Here is a 20,243-nt window from a genome sequence, read left to right on the forward strand (position 1 = left end):
CATGAGCGCGAAACCTTTTGTTTTCGATACGGACGTGCTGATCATCGGCGGCGGCTTTTCGGGTTCGTGGGCCGCATTGACGGCCCGGCAACATGTGGAGAACGTGCTCATCGTCGACAAGGGCCCCCGCGACTGGGGCGGCCTCGGCGGGATGTCCGGCGGCGACATGATCGTCAAACAGCCGGAGTTCGCCGCCGAGGATCTGGTCGAAGAGCTGGTCTATTACTACGACGGGCTGTGCGAGCAGGACGTGCTTGAGGAAATCCTCAACCAGTCCTACGAACGCTTCAAAGATTACGAGAAGATGGGCCACAAGTTCGCCCGCGACGATTCCGGCAGGCTCATGAGCATCCCCCAGCGCGGGCTCGAACTCATGCGCTACTACTTCTACCACCCCTACGGCAAGGGCGGCGCGCACACCACCCAGATCCTCAATGCCGAGCTCCAGCGCCTCAACGTCCAGCGCATCGGGCGCGTCGAGATCACCGATCTCATCAAGGACGGCGACGCCGTTTCCGGGGCCGTGGGCTTCCACGCCCAGAGCGGCACGCCCTGCCTGTTCCGGGCCAAGGCCGTCATCCTCGCCGCCCACAACGGCGGCTGGAAGGGCTCGTACCTGCTGAACACCTGTGCGGGCGAGGGCGCGGCGCTGGCCTACGGCGCGGGCGCTTCCCTGCGCAACATGGAGTTCATCGAGAACTGGAACGTGCCCAAGCTGTTCGCGTGGGAAGGCCAGACCGGGATGCTCCCCTACGGCGCGCGCTTCCTCAACGGCGAGGGCGAGGACTTCATGCGCCGCTATTCCCCCAAGCTCGGAGCCAAGGCCGACCCGCACTACAACGTGCGCGGCATGGCCTTTGAAGTCCGGGCCGGACGCGGGCCGATCTACTTCGACACCAGCACCATGAGCCCTGAGGGGGTCGAGATCATGACCCCCACCGGCGGCTGGATGAAGCTCAACGACACCAAGCTGAAAGAACTCGGCATCGACTTCTTCAAGAGCAAAACCGAATGGATGCCGCAGGTGCTCACCTCATTCGGCGGCACCGTGGCCGACAAGGACGGCTGGAGCGGCATTCCGGGCCTGTTCGTGGCCGGACGCGCCCGCAGCGTCACCCCCGGCGTCTACATGGGCGGCTGGGATACCTGCAAGACCACCACGACCGGCTACATCGCCGGGAACAGCGCGGGGCAATACGTTTCCGGGCTTACCTCCGCGCCGCGGTTCGACGACGCCCACGCCTCAGACACGCTCGACGCCACCCTGTCCCTGCTCGGCAAGCCCGGCGTCTATCCCAAGGACGTCGTGCGGCTCATGCAGGAGCTCATGGCCCCGATGGACGTGTGCATCCTCAAGACCGGCAAGGGCCTGACCCGCTCGCTGGAACGCCTTGAAGACGCCAAGCAAAACATCCTGCCGTATATGACCGCCCCTGAGCCGCACTATCTGGTCAAGCTCGTGGAAGCGCGCTCCATGGCGCTGATCACCGAAATGTACCTGAAGGCGTCGCTCATGCGCAAGGAATCGCGCAGCGGCCATTACCGCGAGGACTTCCCCGAACGCCACGGCGATCCGGCGTGGATCGTCATCCGCAGCGGGCGCGACGGCATGGATCTGCGCACCGACCCCGTTCCTCTGGATCGTTATCCGGTGAAGCCGCACCGCTACTATATGGACAACTTCGCCTTCCCCAAAACATCGGCCCTCTAAGGCAGCGTCCGCCGCGCCGGAATCCCCTATCCCGGCGCGGCTCCCCGACATCTGAACCCGCCTTCCGCAGGAGTCCCCATGAACCGTGTCCTGACATTAAAGTGGTTCGCCGTGCTCGGCATCGCCAGCCTGTTCTACCTGCTGGCTCCCCGTGATGTTTCGCCTCAGATGCCCCTCTATCTTGCGATGACCTCCGCAGCGGTCATCATCTGGACCTTCGATCTCTTGCCCGCCGTGGCCGTCGCCGCCGCGCTGACCTTCCTCTACCTGCTGACCAACATGGCCCCGCCCGAAGTCGTCCTTGGGCCGTGGACCACCGTGCTCATCTGGACCACCTTCGGCGCGGCCATCTTCGGAGAAGCCATGGAAAAGACCGGGCTCGCCAAGCGCGTGGCCCTGCGCTGCATGCTCCTCACGGGCGGCACGTTCACCGGGATGCTCATCGGCTTCGCCATCGGCGGCATCATCCTCGGCCTCCTGCTGGCCTCCGGGTTCGCCCGCACGGTCATCTTCTGCGCCATCGCCGTGGGCATCATCAGGGCGCTGGAAATCGATCCCAAGTCCCGCCTGTCCTCCGTCATCATCATCGCCTGCTTCTTCGCGGCGGCGGCCCCGACCATGCAGTTCCTGCACACCTCGGAGTCCTTCATCTGGTCGTTCCAGGTGCTTATGAAGGCCATCGGCGGCAATGTGGACTGGTGGGAATACCTGGACCACGTCTGTTTCATCAACACCATCTACGTCGCACTGTCCTTCCTGACCATCTATTTCATGCGCGGCAAGGTGGATCTCCCCGAAGGCGCAAAGCTCAAGCTCATCCTTGAAGAGCGCCTCGCCGAAATGGGCCCCATGTCGGTTTCCGAAAAGCGCCTCCTCATCCTCGCCATCCTCAGCATCCTCGGCTTTATGGTCGAGCCGTGGACCGGCGTGAACGCCGTATACGTCCTCTGCCTCGTGGCCCTGTTCTGCTACATGCCCGGCATGAAGATCATGGAGCCTTCCTCCTTCAACAACCTGAACATCGTGTTCCTCGTCTTCGTGGCGGGCTGTATGGCCATCGGGTTCGTGGCGGGCGAAGTCGGAGCCAACAAGTGGGCCGTCTCGTCCATCATCCCGTTCCTCAAGGAACTGCCTCCCACCCTCGGCGTGCTCTGTTCCTACCTCGCGGGCGTGCTCACCAACCTGCTCCTGACCCCCTTCGCGGCGACCGTGGCCTTCACCCCGGCGTTCGGCGAACTCGGCATCCAGATGGGCATCAACCCCCTGCCCCTGTTCTACGCCTTCGAGTACGGGCTCGATCAGTACTTCTTCCCCTATGAAGGCGTCATGTTCCTCTACATCTTCACCACGGGCTGCGTGACCCTCAAGCACGTCATCCCCACAATGATCGCCCGCTGCATCGTCGCCGGGGCGTTCATCGTGGCCATCGCCATCCCCTACTGGAAGTTCATCGGCATCATGTAGCCCCGGCGCGGCCCGCTCCCGCGCCTCTCCTCCCGCCCACGGATGCCCCGCATCCTGACACAAAAGGCATTGCCGCACCCCGTCCTGATGGCGGGATGCGGCGGTGCCTTTCCGCGATCCCCGCCTCCTTGACACGCCGCCCAGCCGTGCCCACATTCAGACAAAACGCGGGACAGAGGAGGCCGCCATGAGCGACAAGGACATTATCGATATGAAAGAGGAAAACGGCCAGTGGTCGGCTTACGTTTCCGATTTTTCCCCCGAAAAGCTCTGGGGAAAAATCAAAGGGCACGCAAAGAAAGTCGGCTGTGAGGGCATACGCAGCGCCCTGCGCCTGTTCTACGCGCTGGACAATCCGTCCATGCCGCTCAAGACGAAAATGGTGATCTACGGCGCGCTCGGCTATTTCATCTCGCCCATCGACGTGATCCCCGACTTCATCCCGGTCGTGGGCTTCACCGACGACATCGGCGTGCTCGCGGCGGCGGTGGTCATGGCCGCTTCCTATATAGACGCCGAGGCCAAGGCCAAAGCCGACGCCAAGCTTGCCGGCTGGTTCGGGGAAGGAGCCTGCTGAAACACGCAGCCCGGCCCGTTTGCCCGGCTTCTCCAGAAGAATGCTTTTAGAGAAAATCAACCTGACAGGATAATTAACCATGCACATGGAAAAGAAAACTCTTTTTGAACAGGTTCGATTTCCGAAACTGGATTTGAAAAATCGTTTCGTGCGTTCCGGCTTATGGATGAAAGCGGCGGACGAGAAAGGACATATAACGCCCGATTTGATTGACACATATAAGGCTCTCGCAGATGGTGGGGTTGGTCTTATCATCACCGAGTACACATATATTGATGCCAACGACCAACCCAATCCCCGCATGATTGGAATGTATGACGATTCTTTTATCTCCGAATGGAAAGAGATTATTGACTATGCACATTTCAAGAATGTCAAGATAGCCTGCCAGATTGCGATGGGGGGTTCACAAAGTGGCTTTGAGGCATCTCGGCACCGACGAATGATAGCTCCCTCTGCGGTTTTAAACCGCGTGACGGGTATCATGCCGCAAGAGATGACAGAGGCGGATTTTAAGCACGTAATCAACTGCCATGCAAAGGCTGCCTTACGAGTAAAACAAGCCGGATTCGATGCGGTACAAATCCATGCAGCGCATGGATATTTGTTGAGTCAATTCTTAACGCCTTATTATAACCGACGTAAAGACAAATATGGCGGCACATTACACAACCGTGCCCGCCTCATTTATGAAGTCGTCGCCGCTGTGCGTGCGGCTGTCGGCAAAGATTTCCCCGTGATGATAAAATTGAATTTTGACGATTTCATGTCCGAAGGCGAGGGGCTGACTTTTCCCGAATCCCTTGCCATGTTCGAGCGTCTGGATGCACTCGGCGTTGATTTTATCGAACCAAGCGGAACGAACCTCTCATCGGGTAACGGCATTACCCAATCGTTTCCAAACATAGCCCGATCCATTGAGAAGCAGTCCTATTTTAAAGAGCAGGTTTCCGAAATTGCACGACATATCACGACACCGCTTATTTTGGTAGGCGGAAACCGCAATATAGAAGTCATGGACGACTTGCTGAACAACAAAAATATCCCCTTGTTTTCGTTGGCACGCACCCTGCTTGCAGAACCCAATTTAATTAACAAGTGGAAAACTGACCTTGCTTATGTACCTAAATGTATCGCTTGCAATAAGTGTGGGGAAACTACACCTCATTCTTGCATATTGAACAGAAAAAACAATTGAATGTGCTCGATAAATGATTTTGTTTTGCTAACTTATATAGTTAACTCACAGTACAATATAGAGCCTTTGTCAAAAAAATCGGAAGCTCTATTAATCACTATATGGTAAAAAAGCAACTATACATGATTATTATTCAGATAGTTTGTTTACCTTTGAAACTAAAAGGATATTTGACAGCATAGCACCGCAAACCGCTGCAATTGGCACGGTTGCTAACTCGTTGCCACTACTTCTCAAATAGTTCGCTAAAAGTTTATTCCTCAATCGGTTAAGTCAAACCGATGAAAATCTAAAATACACTCGCTCAGGCATTGAACAGCATAAATGAATTGAACAACACAAATAAACGGTTCTTATGCCTCCACAGCGCCCGCCTGCTTCCCGCAGCCGGAAGAACCTTTTCAATGTGAAAAAACTCTGGGCGCGCCCTGACGAAACGCATACAACATGCGCCCACGTCAGGAGTTACGAATAAGCCCCGCGCACGGCGTCCACAACGGCATCCGTCAGGCGCCGCAGGTCTTCAGGCTCAATGCAGTACGGCGGCATGAGGTAGACGTTCCGGTTGAACGGACGCACCCACACGCCGCGCTCAACGAAAAAGTCCTGCAAAACAGCCATGTTCACGGGCTTGTCCACTTCCACGACGCCGATTGCGCCGAGCGTCCGCACGTCGCGGACGCCCCGGAATTCCCGACACGGCGAAAGCCCTTCCTCAAGGCCCCGGCGGATGCCTTCCACGCGTTCGGCCCACGGCGAGGCGTTCAGAAGGTCGAGGCTGGCGCATCCCACGGCACAGGCCAGCGGGTTGCCCATGAAGGTGGGGCCGTGCATGAACACGCCGCCGCCCTGCTCCGGCCCGGCCTCTTCAATGCCCCGCGCTACGGCTTCGCTGGCGACGGTCGCCGCCAGCGTCATGGTGCCGCCGGTGAGCGCCTTGCCGAGGCAGAGGATATCCGGCTTGAGGCCCGCCCATTCCGAAGCGAACATCTTGCCGGTGCGCCCGAACCCGGTGGCGATTTCATCAACGATCAGCAAGAGTTCGTGCTCATCGCACAGCTTCCGCAGCCCGCGCAGGTAGTCGGGGTGATAGAACCACATCCCGCCCGCGCCCTGCACGATGGGCTCAAGGATGACCGCCGCCAGCCCGTCCGCGTGGCGCTCGATGGCGTCGCGCATGGGCCGGAGGCTGTCGGGATCGAACGGGCTGTCGAAACGGCAGCTTGGGCGCTCGACGAACAGGTGTTTCGGCAGGATGCCGGTAAACAGGGTGTGCATGCCGTTTACGGGATCGCAGACGGACATGGCCCCCTGCGTGTCGCCGTGGTAGCCGCCCTTGGGGGTAAGGAAGCGGGTTTTGCCCGGCCTGCCCTTCGAGGCCCAGTACTGGACCGCCATCTTGAGCGCGACTTCGACCGAGACCGAACCCGAATCGGCATAAAAAATATGCTTCAAGTTGCCGGGCAGCAGCGGCAGGAGCCGTTTCCCCAGTTCCACGGCGGGCTCATGGGTCAGGCCGCCGAACATGACATGGGCCATTTTCGCGGACTGCCGCCGCACGGCGTCCATGAGGACAGGGTGCCCGTAGCCGTGGATGGCGCACCACCACGAGGACATGCCGTCCACCAGCTCCCTCCCGTCGCGCAGTCTGATGCGCACGCCCGACGCGCCCACCGCCTCCCGCACCGGGAGCGGGTTCAGCGCCGACGTATACGGGTGCCACAGGTGTTCCCGGTCGAAGGCGAGGAGCGATGAAGGGGAAAGGGGAGGTGAAGGGATGTGGGGGGAGAGGGAAACCCTTCTGGAGAAGGGTTGTCCCTCTCCCCCCACGCCCCCCTCTCCCTTCCCAAGACTTTCGACTGGTGGGAAGGCCACGCAAGAGCTTTCCCGGTTGGGACAGGAAGATGCAGGAGGGGTTTGCCCGCATCCATAAGAAGAAGGCTCGGCGCTGTCCGTCGTAGTGGGTGCCGCCCCGGTTTGCCCGCACGCATGGGAAAAAGACGAGGAAAGAGAGGTTTGCACGTATGCGCGGGAAGAAGAGGGTAAAGGGATGCGGGGGGAGAGGGAAACCCTTCTGGAGAAGGGTTGTCCCTCTTCCCCCACGCTCCCCTCTCCCATCCCAAGACTTTCGGCTGGTGGGGAGGCCACGCAAGAGCTTTCCCGGTTAGGGCAGGAAGATGCAGGGGAGATTTGTCCGCATCCATAAGAAGGATCGGCGCTGTCCGCCGTAGTGGGTGCCGCCCCGGTTTGCCCGCACGCATGGGAAAAAGCCGGGGAAAGGGTGGGCTGCACGTATGCGCGGGAAAAAAATGGAGAAGGGGTGGATTGTCCGTGTTCAAGGGAGGAAGACGGGGAGGTTCCGTATGATGCGTCATTGCCGGGGCGTTTCCCATTGGAAAGGCAATCCGCGAACAACGGGCGCAGGGCTTCCACGGCGGGCTCGACAAGGGCGGCGAGCCTAGGCCATACGTCTTCGGCATTGTTTGCGAATCCGGGTTGGTAGGGGATTTCCGCGAGCACGGGGACGCCGCGTTCCCGGCCCATGCGGGCGAGGGTTTCGGCATTGTCGCGCAGCAGCCTGCGTTCGTTCCCGACATCAGGATCGGGGCCGGAACCCGGATCGCATACCGTTTCCGGGAGCGGGCGGTTGAGGATCATCCCACACACGCGCAGACCGTGCGATTGCAGTACGTCGAGCGAAAGCAGGGCATGGTTGATGCAGCCGAGCTTGTTCCCCACAACGAGCAGGATCGGAAAATCGATCTCCCGCATGAAGTCGAGCATGGTTTCGCGGTCATTCAGCGGCACGTAAATCCCGCCCGCGCCTTCAATCAGCAAAAACGCCCCGTCCGGCGCCTTCCGCTCCAGCTTGCCCCGCAGCCCGGAAACCGTGAGCGGACGCCCCGCAAGCCGTGCCGCCAAATGCGGCGAGCACGCGGGTTCGTAGGTTTCCAGCACGATCCCGCCGCCTCCCGCCACCTCGTAACAGGCCACATCGGGAGCGACGAGGGCGGAAGAACGCGAAGAAGAAGAAGAAGAAGAAGAAGAAGAAGAAGAAGGCCCTTCCAACGAAGCGCCCACGCCTCCCATGCCTGCGTTCCCCCCGCCCTTCCCACGCTCAGGAATGGAATCACCTTCGCAGCCGCAGGCACAGCCTTCCTGTCCCGTCCGTACGGAATCACCTTTCACGCCGCAACCACAGGCACAGCCTCCCTGCCGTACCTGCAAGGCCCCCCCGCCCGCCGGGAAAGCCCCGATCAAAGCGCGCTCACCCGCGCCATGCGGCATGGAATCCCCACCTGCCGGAAAAGCCCCCTCATGGGGTGCGGCCTCCCCACCAGCCGAAAGTCTTGGGAGGGAGGTGGGGGGTACGGGGGGAGGAGGGCAACCTTTCTCCAGAAAGGTTCCCTCCTCCCCCCGCTTCTCTTCTCCCCCCCGCATGACGCACCCCGTCTGCACGGGCTTTACGGCGGCGGCGGGCACCCCGGCGAGCATCAGGGCGCGCAGAAGCGCGGCGGTAACGGTGGTCTTCCCCGCGTCGGTATCCGTCCCGGTGATGAAAAGCCCCCTCATGACCGCACCTCCCGAAGCCCCAATACCTCATACATCTCGGCATCGTCACAGAAGGCGCAGCCCTTGGTGGTCAGGTAATTGCCGGTCATCACGCCGTTGGCTCCGGCGGCGAAAACCCACGACTGCCACTGGCCGAACGTCTTGGAACGCCCGCCGCAGATGAGCACGTCCCGTTCCGGGTGCAGAAGCCGCATGAGCGCCACTACCCGCAGCGCCTCGGAAGGCGGCAGGAGGGGGGAATCCCCCAGCGGCGTGCCGGGGATGGGATTCAGAAAATTGAGCGGCAGGGAGTCCACGCCGAGATCGGCCAAGGTCTGGGAAAGCTCAATGCGCTGTTCCCACGTCTCGCCAAGGCCGAAGATGCCGCAGCTGCACACCCGGAACCCGGCGGCACGGGCCACGCGCACGGTTTCCAGATCCTGCCCGTAATCGTGGGTGGTACAGATCGAAGGGAAATGGCTCGCGGAAGTTTCAAGGTTATGATGATAGGACGTAAAACCCGCCTCGCGCAGCCGGGCGGCCCGCTCAGGCGTCAGCAGGCCGAGCGAGGCGCACAGGCCGATCTTCACTTCCCTGCCGATGCGCAGCGCCGATTCGCACAGCGCATCGAAATCGCGGTCGCTCGGAGCCGTACCGCTGGTCACGATGCCGAAGCGGTCGACATTGTTGGCGGCGAGTTCCTCGGCGCGGCGCAGCAGCGTATCCGTGTCATAAAGTGGATACACGGGCGAATCCGTTTGATGATGCGCGGACTGGGCGCAGAAGGCGCAGTTTTCGGGGCAACGCCCGGACTTGGCGTTGATGATCCCGCAGGTGAACGCGGCGGCGGGCTTGCGGGCGGCGCGGGCCAGCCCCGCCACGGACAGGATGTCCAGCGTCGCGGATTCGGGAAGGCGGGCAAGCTCCAGCGCCTCGGAAGGCGACAGAAGCGGATCGGCGCCGGACGTGATGCGTTCGGCGATGCGGGCAAGCAAAGCATACATGGAAAAAACGTCCTTACAAAAAGTGATACGGCCTTCGCTGTAAGCGGATAAGGAAACCCGGAAGGGAACCGGGGCGAAATTGGCAGGCTCGGCCCGCTCGGATGCCGAATCGGATGCCGAAAGGGTTTTCCTGAAAACCGGGCCCTCTCCAGATCTGGATTTCGGGGGAGAGCACGCCGAGGCCTTCGCCGTAAAAGGCCGCCTGAAATGCCCCCATGAATGCCGAACGGCGGATAACGGTGCCTAACCGTTGAACGGATACGGCATTTCCCGGCTCTGCGCAACTCCGGTGCGCCTCCCGGAAACAGGCCGGGTTCCGGCAAAACGACTGGGGAAACGTCCCCCTTCACAGGCGGCGGCTTTCGGGGTACTGTGCCCCCATGTCACATTTCCTTTATATATCGGACGTATTTTGTCCCTGGTGTTATGGTTTTGCCCCGGTTATGCGGCGGATTGCCTCCGAACATCCCGGCTGTCCCGTGCGTGTCCTGAGCGGCGATCTGGTGGAAAACCCGACCACCACCGGCGAAATGATGAAAAACCACCCGACCATGCGGGAATTTTTCGTCCGGCTCGCCAAAACCACGGGGCAGGCTGTCGGAGAGGATTTCCTGCGCCGCCTTGAACCGGGGCATGATGATCTCCGCATGTTTTCCCCGGATATGGCCGTGCCGCTGGCGGCGCTGAAAAAACTGGCACCGGGACGCGAGCTCGAACAGATGGAGGCATTTCAGGCGGCCTTTTACGGCGAAGGCCTCGACGTGCTCTCCCCCGAAATCCAGATGCAAAGAGCGGGCGTGGACAGCGACGCCTTCATGCAGGCGCTGCAAGACCCCGGAGTGCAGGACGCCGCAGAAGCCGAACGGGAGGAGGCGCTCGATATACTGGGCGACTTTGTGGTGTATCCCACGCTCTTCCTTGAAACGGACGACGGCGAGCGCCATGTGCTGGCGCGCGGCTACGCCGACTATGCCGTTGTAGCCGCCAAACTTGCCTCCGTACTCGACGGAGGGGCGGACACCCCGGAGACGCGCCCCGCCAACGCATGCGGCCTCGACGGGCATTGCGATATTTCAGCGTAAAAGGGAAAGGCCGATAGGAAGTTATAAAAGGCTCTGTCATAGCACATGGTTGTTTTGTCTCGGCAATATGCTGAAAAGTATATGCTTTTTATCCAATTTCCCGCTGGCGGGCTCCATGACTAGGGGATTTTATTGGTTATCCCTTTGGAATTTCAAGAGATCAAGCATCAGCCGTTTTCTATGACACAGCCTTATAAAAAGGCTGCGCCACAGAAAATGGCTGATGGTTTATTCCTTGGAGTTCCAGAGGGACAGCCGCTGAAAGGCTCCAGCCATGAAATCCCCCGGCGGAAAAGCGGAAAACTGGAGAAAAGGGTTGCAGCTTCACCATGCTGTGAAGATTAACCATATCCTGATGAGGGCGCCTTATCCCCCGGCCCCGCAAGACTCCGCCTGCGGGGGAGGCCGTGCGTCAGGAGCCCCTTTCAGGCACGCGGGGCATCCCCTCTCCTTATCTGACAGGGAAACCTTTTCCCGCTGTCCCAATCCAAGCCCAAGAACCCGCCCGAAACATTTGTCTGGGCGGGTTTCCATTTGGCTTTGTTATAGTTTGTGGTTGTTTTATCTTCACAGTGCGGTGAAAATACAGCCTTTTTATCCGGTTTTCCCCTTGGCGGGAGCCACGGCTAAGGCATTTTTCCAGCTATCCATTTGGAATTTCAAGAAAAAAGCATCAACCGTTTTCTATAATACAGCCTTCCATTTTCTGGTTATCCCAAAACCGGCAAAAAGGATTCGCCGGAGCCGAAAGCCTTGGAAAAGAAAAGCGCGGGTGCCGGATGTGCGGGGGTTGGCTTGTGATTCCGGGGAAGTGCCAGCCGGGATGAGCGGACGCCAGACGCGCGTTTTTGGGGAGGGGAAGCCTTCTGTAGACCCCTTCGATGCTGCATTGCCATCAATGCCCCCTAAAGTTCGGGATGCCCGTTTGTGGGGCGCGGAAAGCCTCAGGTACGGACAGGACAAAATAACATCCTGATATTCCTCACGCCTCCCAGCCCCCTTGAAGCCACCGGGCAGGTAGGTTAGAAGGGGGCTTCACAAAGCAGGCCGGGACAGCGGCGCAGGCGCGCCCTGCTCTCCCGGAAAAGCGTGGCGGAAGCCGCCGGCCCTGCCGAAGACCCAAAACCGCCGGGCCCAGTGCCCCGCCGTAACCACCGCAACCGTTTCAGGTGCCCGAATCTTTCGGGATAATTGGGAAGTTCGTAAAAACGACGCTGACACCGCAACCGTGAGAGGGGATGAACCCGCAACAGCCACTGTGGACGCCGTTCATGGGAAGGCGCGGGCAAAGGAGATCCTCAAGCCGGGAAACCAGCCTGAAAGCCATATGGTACGGACGCCGCCGCGCGTTCCGTCCGATCCACGATGATTGGATCAAGGAGTTGCCATGAAAAAATGTTTCGTCATGGTTCTGCTGTGCTGCCTGCTGGCCGCCGGAACCGCCTTTGCCAAGACGGGCACCCTGCTCGTCGCCTTCGGAACTTCGATGGACAGCGCAAGGCCCGCAATCGACGACATTGAAAAGGCCTACAAAAAAGCCGCCGGGAAAGAACCCGTGCTTCTGGCCTTCACCTCTGACATCATCCGCAATAAGCTGGCGAAGGAAGGCAAACCCGTCCTTTCCGTCAACGCCGCGATGAACAAGCTCGCCGCGCAGGGCGTGACCGATCTCAAGATCCAGTCCCTGCACATCGCCCCCGCCGAAGAATATAACCAGCTCGAACGCATGGTCGTCAAAAACATCACCAAGAATCCCGGCGTATTCAAGACCGTCAAGGTAGGCTATCCCCTCCTCGTCTCTGAAAAGGATCTCGACGACGTCATCAAGGTGGTGCTCGCTTCCCTGCCCAAGGATCGCAAGCCCGGCGACGCCGTGGTGCTCATGGGCCACGGCAACGACCGCGGCCCCGGCGACTTGACCCTCGCCGCCGCTGCCGCCGCCTTCCACAAGGCCGATCCCCATGTTTGGCTCGCCACGGTCGAAGGCGCCAACAGCTTCGACAACGTCCTGCCCGAACTCAAGGCTTCCGGCGCCAAGCGCGTCTGGCTCCAGCCCTTCATGATCGTTGCGGGCGACCACGCCAACAATGACCTCGCCGGGCCGGAAGAAGATTCTTGGGCCTCCCGCATCAAGGCCGCAGGCATGACCCCCATGCCCAACCTCAAGGGCCTTGGCCAGCTCAAGGGCATTCAGGACATCTTCCTCAGCCACACCCAGAATGCCGTTGTCGATCTCGCCAACACGAAGAAGGCGGATTAAGCGAGGACGGAATAGCGAAAGAATCGGAGGGGGAAGGGGAACCCTTCTGGAGAAGGGCTCCCCCTTCCCCCCTCCGAGCCTCCCCCTTTCCCCTCCCAAGACTCTCGGCCTTATCGAGTCCCTTTTCGCGGTTTTTCCTGTGAACCCGAAAAACGGCCTATGGTACGGCATCGCCCTCTGCCCCTGATCCTTCAAAGGCAACGACAAAAAACCACCATTTTGCAAAAAACAAAACAGCGTCCCCCTCCTCCATGACGAAAACCTTTGAAGAAGGAGGAGGAAGCCTTTCCTTCCTCTGAAAACACCAACCCGCTATAAGGATTTCACATGAAACCGGGAAAACTGTACGGCGTGGGCATCGGCCCCGGCGACCCTCGGTACCTGACCCTCCGGGCGGCGGACGTCCTGCGCTCGGTGGACGTAATCTTTACCGTCATCTCCCAAAACGCATCGAGCAGCGTTTCCCGGTCCGTGGTCGAATCCCTCGAACCGCGCGGAGAAATCCATCTCCAGACATTCAGCATGTCGCGTGACAAGGCCGTACGCGCCGCGCAGGTGCAGGCCAACGCCGACGCCATCATTGCGGAACTGAAAGCGGGCCGGGACTGTGCCTTCGCCACGCTCGGCGACGCCATGACCTACAGCACTTTCGGCTATGTTCTGGAAATCATACGTGAAACCATCCCCGGTGTGGAATGGGAGATCGTCCCCGGCATCACCTCCTTCGCCACCCTGACGGCGAAAGCCGGAACGGTGCTTGTGGAAAACGGCGAACAGCTCAGGGTCATCCCCTCCTTTAAGCCGGAAATGGCCGAAACGCTGGATTTCCCCAAAGGCTCCACCACGATTCTCCTCAAGACCTACCGCAGCCGCAAGGCGTTGGTGGAACGCCTCCGGCGCGAGGAAAACGTGGAAATCCTGTACGGCGAACATCTGGCAATGGAAGGGCAGGCCCTCCTGACCGATCTGGACGCCATTGCCGACCGCCCGGAAGAATATCTGTCGCTCATCATGGTCAAAAAGCAATGAAACGCGGACGCCGTCCCCTTCCCCCTCCGTGGAGGCGTCCGAGCCGCGTCCTGTGGTTCGTTCTGGCCGTCATCGGGGCCTGCTGGCTCACGCTGCACATGCCGGAATCCCGCATGGCGCGCCACAAAGCGGAGCCCGCAGGCATCGACGCCCCCACAAGCCGGACGCACCGGCCCGCTCCCGCCAGCGAAACGATGGAAGCGGACGCGGGCGAAGCAAGCCTTGCGGTCCCCTCCGTCCCTCCGGCGGACGGCGCGGACGCCCCGGCCCCCCGCATGAAGCGGCACACGCCCCCCACCCCGGCGAGAAAAATCTTCGCCAAGATGAAAACCTTCGGGCGGCTGTTCGCCATCGTGGGCATCGCGGCCTTCCTCGGAGGGCTGATGGAGGCGCGGCGCTGGCATATGGCGCTGGCGCGGGTTATGGGCAAACTGGCGCGGATGGCCCGGCTTCCCGAAATCGTGGGCCTTGCGATGCCGACCGCGCTCTGCTCCAACGCGGCGGCCAACAGCATACTGGTCAGCAGCCATGCCGAAGGGCATATCCGCACCTCGGCGCTCATTGCGGGCGGCATGGCGAACAGCTATCTGGCCTACGTCTCGCACTCCATCCGGGTCATGTATCCGGTGCTTGGAGCCATCGGGCTTCCGGGGGCGCTCTACTTCGCGGCGCAGTTCTCCGGCGGGTTCATCGTCATTCTCGGCGTCCTGCTCTGGAACCGCTGGTATGTCTCCGGGCATGGTGATAGGCCCGTTTCCGGCTTCGCCCCTGCGGATGAAGCCCCGCTTGCGTGGCCTTCCGCCGTGGAAAAAGCCGCCGTCCGCTCGCTGACGCTGCTGTTCCGCATGGTGTGCATCACGGTTCCGCTGATGCTCTGCATCGAATGGCTGTTGAAGAACGGGGCGTTCAGTTTCTGGGAGCAGTATGTCCCTGATCAGGTGAACCGCTTTTTCCCTGCGGAACTGGTATCCGTGGTCGCCGCGCAGATGGGCGGGCTGGTGCAGTCTTCCGCGGTCGCCGCGAACCTCAGGGCCGAAGGGCTCATCGACAACGCGCAGATCCTGCTGGCCATGCTCGTCGGGAGCGCGGTGGGCAACCCCTTCCGCACCCTGCGGAGGAACCTCCCCTCGGCGCTTGGGATTTTCCCCGTGCCCGTCGCGTTTGCCATAGTGCTAGGCATGCAGCTCTCGCGCCTCGCCGTCACCCTCGTCGCCATCGCCGGGGTCATCGCGTTCATGCACTATGTGTTGTATTGAAATTGAAGTTGGAGGGGGAAGGGGAACCTTTCTGGAGAAAGGTTCCCCTTCCCCCTCCAAACCTCCCCCTTCCCCTCCCAAGACTTTCGACTGGTGGGGAGGCCGCGCGGAGGGAGTCCGTTCCGGCGTAAGGTATTGAAGAAAGCGGTTATAGAAAAAATCGTTCCAGTGAAAGATGTTGAAAAAGGGAGCTGGGGAAAAAATCCGTTCTGAGCAAAGCCTTAAAAAGGCTGTGAAAAGAATTCATTCCAGCGCGGGCTTTTAAAGAAAGGAACGGCAAAAGAAACCTGTTCCAACAAAAGGCGTTGAAGAAGGGAAATGCGAGGTTCTGCCATATATGTGTTTTTTTCATCTCCACAGTATGGCGAAAATACGGTCTTTTTCTCCAATTTTCCCGTTGGCGGCTTCAGAGGTATCCTAATGGTGCTTCCTTTGAAATTTCGAGAAAGGCTGTGCCATAGAAAACGGTTGATACGTTATTTCTTGAAATTCCAAAGGAGTAACCAATAAAATGCCTCCAATCATGGAGCCCATCAGCGAAATGGGATAAAAAAAACAGGTACTTTCAACATATTGTAGATAAAAAGCAACCAGATGCTATGACAGAGCCAAGAAAAAAGCATCAACCCACTCCTAGGTCGTGCCGTCATTTATATGTAACTATTTGAAATTATTAAAAACAATATTTTCGTGGCTTAAAAATAGTTAAACAATTTCAATATATTATATCTAATTGACGACGCGACCCAATGACACGGCCACGAAAAAAACAGCGGCTGCGCGGCAATGAACGGGGCTTATTGAAGCCAGCGGCATACGAAAAAACAAAAGGTTCTGTTATAGTATGTGGTTGTTTCAACTTCACAGCACGATGAAAAATAGAGCTTTTTCTCCAGCTTTTCCCCTTGGCGGGCTCCACGGCTAAGGCATTTTTTCGGTTATCCCTTTGGAGTTTCAAGGAAAAAAGCATCAACCATTTTCTATGACACAGCCAAACAAAACTGTTGTTGCCGGAGGCGGCATGAATATACGTTGGAATTTGAGCGGCATGGAAATCGAGCGGGAGAGCTTCCGCGTCATCGAGTCGGAATGTGATCTCCACAAGCGCATGCCCGCACCGGAATGGCGTGTGGCGCGCCGCCTGATCCACACCACGGCGGATATGTCCATCGCGGACAGGCTGGTTTTCCGGCATGACGCCATCGGCTCAGGGCTGCGGGCGCTGCGGGTCGGTGCGCCGATATTCTGCGATTCCAAGATGATCCGCGCAGGGCTTTCCATCGAACGGTTGAGGAGGCTGAACCCCGGTTACGGCCCTGAAAGCCTGCACTGCCACATCAGCGATCAGGACGTCATCGAGCGCGCCAAGCTCGAAGGCCACACCCGCGCCCTGTGCAGCGCGGAGAAGGCACGGCCCATGCTTGACGGGGCCATCGTGCTCATCGGCAACGCGCCGCTGGCACTGGCCCGCATTGCCCGGTATGCGCTTGAGGAAGGCGTGCGGCCCGCCCTTGTCGTCGGGATGCCCGTCGGATTCGTCAATGTGGTGGAGTCAAAGGAACTTCTCGCCCAATGTGACGTTCCCCAGATCGTCCTTGAAGGGCGGCGTGGCGGCAGCGCCCTTGCCGTCACCACGCTTCACGCCGTTATGGAGAGCGCGTAAGGGGAAACTTGGGGAGGGGAAGGGGAACCTTTCTGGAGAAAGGTTCCCCTTCCCCTCCCCAAACCCCTCCCTTTCCCCTCCCAAGACTTTCGGCTGGTGGGGAGGCTGCGCGAAAGGAGTTCGTTCCGGCAGGAAGCAACCACCAACAATATAAGATAATAAATAAAACGAGTTGAATAAAAAATCCGGTGTGCCACAGGAAATGGCTGATGTTTCTTTCTTGAAGTTCCAAAGGGACAACCAATAAAATGCCTATGGTGTCCCAAACGAAAAAACAGGATAAAATGACGGCATTTTCACCATATTGAAGTGAAACAACCGCATCCTATGACAGGGATAAAAATTTCAAACGTTTCTTTTCAGAAAGACGATACAGCGGACGCTTGGCCGCATCCCGTAAAACCATAGTACAGGGATTCGATAAACGCGAAAGTCTTTGGAAAAGGGGAGGTGGGGCTGTGGAAGGAAAGGAAAAATCTTTCTCCAGAAAGGGTTCCTTTCCCCTCCCAAGGCTTTCGTCTGGTGGGGAGGCTGCGCAAAAGGAGTTCGTTCCGGCAGGAAGCAGCCACCAACAAGATAAGATAATAAATAAAAATGAATTGAATGAAAAAATCCGGCTGTGCCACAGGAAATGGTTGATGTTTCTTTCTTGAAGTTCCAAAGGGACAACCAATAAAATGCCTCTGGCATCCCAAACGAAAAAACAGGATAAAATGACGGCATTTTCACCATATTGAAGTGAAACAACCGCATCCTATGACAGGGCTAAAAATTTCAAACGTGTCTTTTCAGAAAGATGATACAGCGGACGCTTGGCCGCATCCCGTAAAACCGTAGAACAGGGATTCAATAAACGCGAAAGTCTTTGGAAAAGGAGAGGTGGGGCTGTGGAAGGAAAGGAAAAATCTTTCTCCAGAAAGGGTTCCTTTCCCCTCCCAAGGCTTTCGGCTGGTGGGGAGGCTACGCGAAAGGAGTTCGTTCCGGCAGGAAGCAACCACCAACAAGATAAGATAATAAATGAAACGAGTTGAATAAAAATCCGGTGTGCCACAGAAAATGGCTGATGCTTCTTTCTTGAAGTTCCAAAGGGACAACCAATAAAATGCCTCTGGCATCCCAAACAAAAAACAGAATAAAACGATGGCATTTTCACTATACTGCGGAAATGAAACAACCACATTCTATGACAGGACTAAAAATTTCAAACACGTCTTTTCAGAAAGACGATACAGCGGACACTTGGCAACATCCCGTAAAACCGTAGAACAGGGATTCGATAAACGCGAAAGTCTTTGGAAAAGGGGAGGTGGGGCTGTGGAAGAAAAGGAAAAATCTTTCTCCAGAAAAATTTCCTTTTCCCTCCCAAGACTTTCGGCTGGTGGGGAGGCTGCGCGAAAGGAGTTCGTTCCGGCAGGAAGCAACCACCAACAAGATAAGATAATAAATGAAACGAGTTGAATAAAAATCCGGTGTGCCACAGGAACTGGTTGATATTTCTTTCTTGAAGTTTCAAAGGGACAACCAATAAAATGCCTCTGGCATCCCAAACAAAAAACAGAATAAAACGACGGCATTTTCACCATACTGCGGAAGTGAAACAACCACATTCTATGACAGGACTAAAAATTTCAAACACGTCTTTTCAGAAAGACGATACAGCGGACACTTGGCAACATCCCGTAAAACCGTAGAACAGGGATTCGATAAACGCGAAAGTCTTTGGAAAAGGAGAGGAGGGGGTCTGGGGGAGGGGAGGGAAAACCTTTCTCCAGAAAGGTTTTCCCTCCCCTCCCCCAGTTCGCACCCCCCAACCCGATCCAACGCGCCATGAAACAGACCGAACAGAAAACTTTGCGCTGGGGCTACTCCACGGGCGCATGCGCGGCGGCGGTGGCGACGGCGGCGTGGCTGCGGCTGACGCAGCCGGAAACGCCCCTGCCCACTCTCCGAATGCTGTTCCTCGATGGCGGGGAACGCATACTCCCGCTGCTTGAGCCGGATGAGGGACACATGGCGGCCATCCGCAAGGACGGCGGCGACGACCCGGACTGCACGCACGGCGCGATCCTGTTCGGGAATATGCGTAGGTGCTCGGCTTCGGACGCACGGGAAGAAGACTATACGCTGAACGTAGGCGGCGGTACGGTCATCCTGCGCGGTGCGGCGGGCGTAGGGCTGTGTACCCGCCCCGGCCTGGACTGCGAACAGGGCAAATGGGCCATCAACACCGGCCCGCGCCGGATGATTGCGGAAAACCTGCGCCGCGCCGGGCTTGACGCCGGGTGCTGGCTGCTGGAAATCGGCGTGGAGAATGGGGAAGAGTTGGCGAAACATACCCTCAACCCGCTCCTCGGCGTTGTCGGCGGGATTTCGATCCTCGGAACGACCGGGCTCGTGCGGCCCTACAGCCACGAAGCCTATATCGAAACCGTGCGGATTTGCGTAAAATCACACCATACGGCCCACGGGACGACAATGGTGTTCTGCACCGGCGGGCGCACGAAGTCCGGCGCGGAGCGGCGGCTTCCCCACCTGCCTGAGACGGCGTTTGCCTGTATCGGGGACTTTATCGCGGAGAGCCTCGCCGCGGCCTGTGAATACGGGATGCGCGAAATCGCCGTGGCCTGCATGGCGGGGAAGTTGTGCAAATATGCGGCGGGTTTTGAGAACACCCATGCCCACAAGGTCAGTCAGGACATGGACTTGCTGCGTGCCGAGGTACGGAAGCACCTGCCGGGGGAAAAGGCCCTGCACGATGCGCTGGCGCACAGCGTTTCCGTGCGGGAAGCGCTTCTGTCCATCCCCGAAGCGGATCGGCCCGGCATCCTCCGGCGCCTCGCCCGCACCGCCCTCGGACAGTTCGCCCGCCGCTGCGGGGAAGGCGTCGCGCTGCGGCTGCTTGTCTTTGATTTTGAAGGGCACTTTTTATTTGAAGAAAAACGGAGCGGGCGGAAAGAGCCGGAGGACAGCGGAACGCCTTTATCGGGACAAGGCGAGCCTCCCCATGCCTCTTCTTCCTCCGAAGCGCCCGGAACAAAAGACGGGAGGCAGGCGGAACCTCCTGAACACAGCGGAATGATTGGCCTAACCTATTTTCTGGACGGCAAAAAGGACTGAGGCATTGCCTTTCCCAAGGACGCCGAAACGCCGGGGCTGAGGCGTCGGCAACGGAATGGTTTATCCCAAAACGGTTCATTCTTTCTATAAAACGAAAAACAACAATAAGTTGATGGTCAACACCCTAAAGGATTGAAGGCTATGGGCGGCAACGGAACGGATACGGAAGCGGGACGCATTGATGTCGTATCGTGCGGCGTCGGCTTTCCCAAGGACGCCGAAACGCCGGGGCTGAGGCGTCGGCAACGGAATGGCTTATCCCAAAACGGTTCATTTTTCTGTAAAATGAAAAACAACAATAAATTGACGGTCAACACCCTAAAGGATTGA

Annotated in this window: 15 protein-coding genes and 1 riboswitch; of the genes, 13 read left to right on the forward strand and 2 right to left on the reverse strand. The window is 58.5% G+C overall.

All coding sequences use genetic code 11. The annotated features are described in order from the left end of the window. Position 1 precedes the first annotated feature (1 nt). The 4 genes from AC6I1V_RS16955 to AC6I1V_RS16970 all read left to right on the forward strand — a co-directional run bounded on the left by AC6I1V_RS16955 (position 2) and on the right by AC6I1V_RS16970 (position 4,950). On the forward strand, positions 2 to 1,711 hold the full coding sequence (locus tag AC6I1V_RS16955; RefSeq protein WP_482332658.1) for an FAD-binding protein: 1,710 nt from the start codon (positions 2 to 4) through the stop codon (positions 1,709 to 1,711). A 78-nt stretch (positions 1,712 to 1,789) separates the two neighbouring features. After that, entirely contained in the window at positions 1,790 to 3,175 is a 1,386-nt protein-coding gene (locus AC6I1V_RS16960; protein ID WP_486853480.1) for an SLC13 family permease, read from the forward strand. Positions 3,176 to 3,362: 187 nt separating this feature from the next. Continuing rightward, the gene (locus AC6I1V_RS16965) at positions 3,363 to 3,752 is read left to right on the forward strand and encodes a YkvA family protein (RefSeq protein WP_486853479.1); all 390 of its coding nucleotides are present in this window, start codon (positions 3,363 to 3,365) and stop codon (positions 3,750 to 3,752) included. A 79-nt stretch (positions 3,753 to 3,831) separates the two neighbouring features. Continuing rightward, entirely contained in the window at positions 3,832 to 4,950 is a 1,119-nt protein-coding gene (locus AC6I1V_RS16970) for an NADH:flavin oxidoreductase (RefSeq protein ID WP_486853478.1), read from the forward strand. A 465-nt stretch (positions 4,951 to 5,415) separates the two neighbouring features. Here the strand turns inward: AC6I1V_RS16970 and bioA are convergent, their stop codons facing one another. After that, positions 5,416 to 8,523 (reverse strand): adenosylmethionine--8-amino-7-oxononanoate transaminase, encoded by a 3,108-nt coding sequence (bioA, locus tag AC6I1V_RS16975; protein ID WP_497737266.1) that lies wholly within the window; start codon positions 8,521 to 8,523, stop codon positions 5,416 to 5,418. Then, complete coding sequence (bioB, locus tag AC6I1V_RS16980) at positions 8,520 to 9,506, reverse strand: biotin synthase BioB (protein ID WP_337430659.1); 987 nt, start codon at positions 9,504 to 9,506, stop codon at positions 8,520 to 8,522. The genes bioA and bioB overlap by 4 nt, the downstream gene beginning before the upstream one ends. A 380-nt stretch (positions 9,507 to 9,886) precedes the next feature. Here bioB and AC6I1V_RS16985 point away from each other — a divergent pair, with 380 nt between their 5' ends. The 9 genes from AC6I1V_RS16985 (at position 9,887) to AC6I1V_RS17025 (ending at position 20,243) form a co-directional block, all read left to right on the forward strand. Further along, entirely contained in the window at positions 9,887 to 10,588 is a 702-nt protein-coding gene (locus AC6I1V_RS16985) for a DsbA family protein (RefSeq protein ID WP_486853476.1), read from the forward strand. Between the two features lie 132 nt (positions 10,589 to 10,720). Then, positions 10,721 to 10,933, forward strand: a complete 213-nt coding sequence (locus AC6I1V_RS16990; RefSeq protein ID WP_486853475.1) for a hypothetical protein — start codon at positions 10,721 to 10,723, stop codon at positions 10,931 to 10,933. Positions 10,934 to 11,738: 805 nt separating this feature from the next. Continuing rightward, positions 11,739 to 11,922: riboswitch (cobalamin riboswitch) on the forward strand. A 53-nt stretch (positions 11,923 to 11,975) separates the two neighbouring features. Further along, positions 11,976 to 12,848 (forward strand): sirohydrochlorin cobaltochelatase, encoded by an 873-nt coding sequence (locus AC6I1V_RS16995; protein WP_302554686.1) that lies wholly within the window; start codon positions 11,976 to 11,978, stop codon positions 12,846 to 12,848. Between the two features lie 327 nt (positions 12,849 to 13,175). Continuing rightward, positions 13,176 to 13,877, forward strand: coding sequence for a precorrin-2 C(20)-methyltransferase (cobI, locus tag AC6I1V_RS17000; protein WP_486853474.1), 702 nt, complete (start codon positions 13,176 to 13,178; stop codon positions 13,875 to 13,877). Beyond that, a complete protein-coding gene (locus AC6I1V_RS17005; RefSeq protein ID WP_486853473.1) occupies positions 13,874 to 15,133 on the forward strand; it encodes a hypothetical protein in 1,260 nt (419 codons plus the stop codon). Before cobI ends, AC6I1V_RS17005 begins: the two co-directional genes overlap by 4 nt. 1,021 nt (positions 15,134 to 16,154) lie before the next feature. After that, complete coding sequence (locus tag AC6I1V_RS17010) at positions 16,155 to 16,796, forward strand: precorrin-8X methylmutase (RefSeq protein WP_486855083.1); 642 nt, start codon at positions 16,155 to 16,157, stop codon at positions 16,794 to 16,796. A 1,140-nt stretch (positions 16,797 to 17,936) separates the two neighbouring features. Then, positions 17,937 to 18,254 (forward strand): hypothetical protein, encoded by a 318-nt coding sequence (locus tag AC6I1V_RS17015; protein WP_497737267.1) that lies wholly within the window; start codon positions 17,937 to 17,939, stop codon positions 18,252 to 18,254. 369 nt (positions 18,255 to 18,623) lie between these two features. Continuing rightward, on the forward strand, positions 18,624 to 19,913 hold the full coding sequence (cbiD, locus tag AC6I1V_RS17020; RefSeq protein ID WP_497737268.1) for a cobalt-precorrin-5B (C(1))-methyltransferase CbiD: 1,290 nt from the start codon (positions 18,624 to 18,626) through the stop codon (positions 19,911 to 19,913). 141 nt (positions 19,914 to 20,054) lie between these two features. After that, positions 20,055 to 20,243, forward strand: a complete 189-nt coding sequence (locus AC6I1V_RS17025) for a hypothetical protein (protein ID WP_486854869.1) — start codon at positions 20,055 to 20,057, stop codon at positions 20,241 to 20,243.

This window comes from Bilophila sp. T19-St14 (assembly GCF_059728385.1).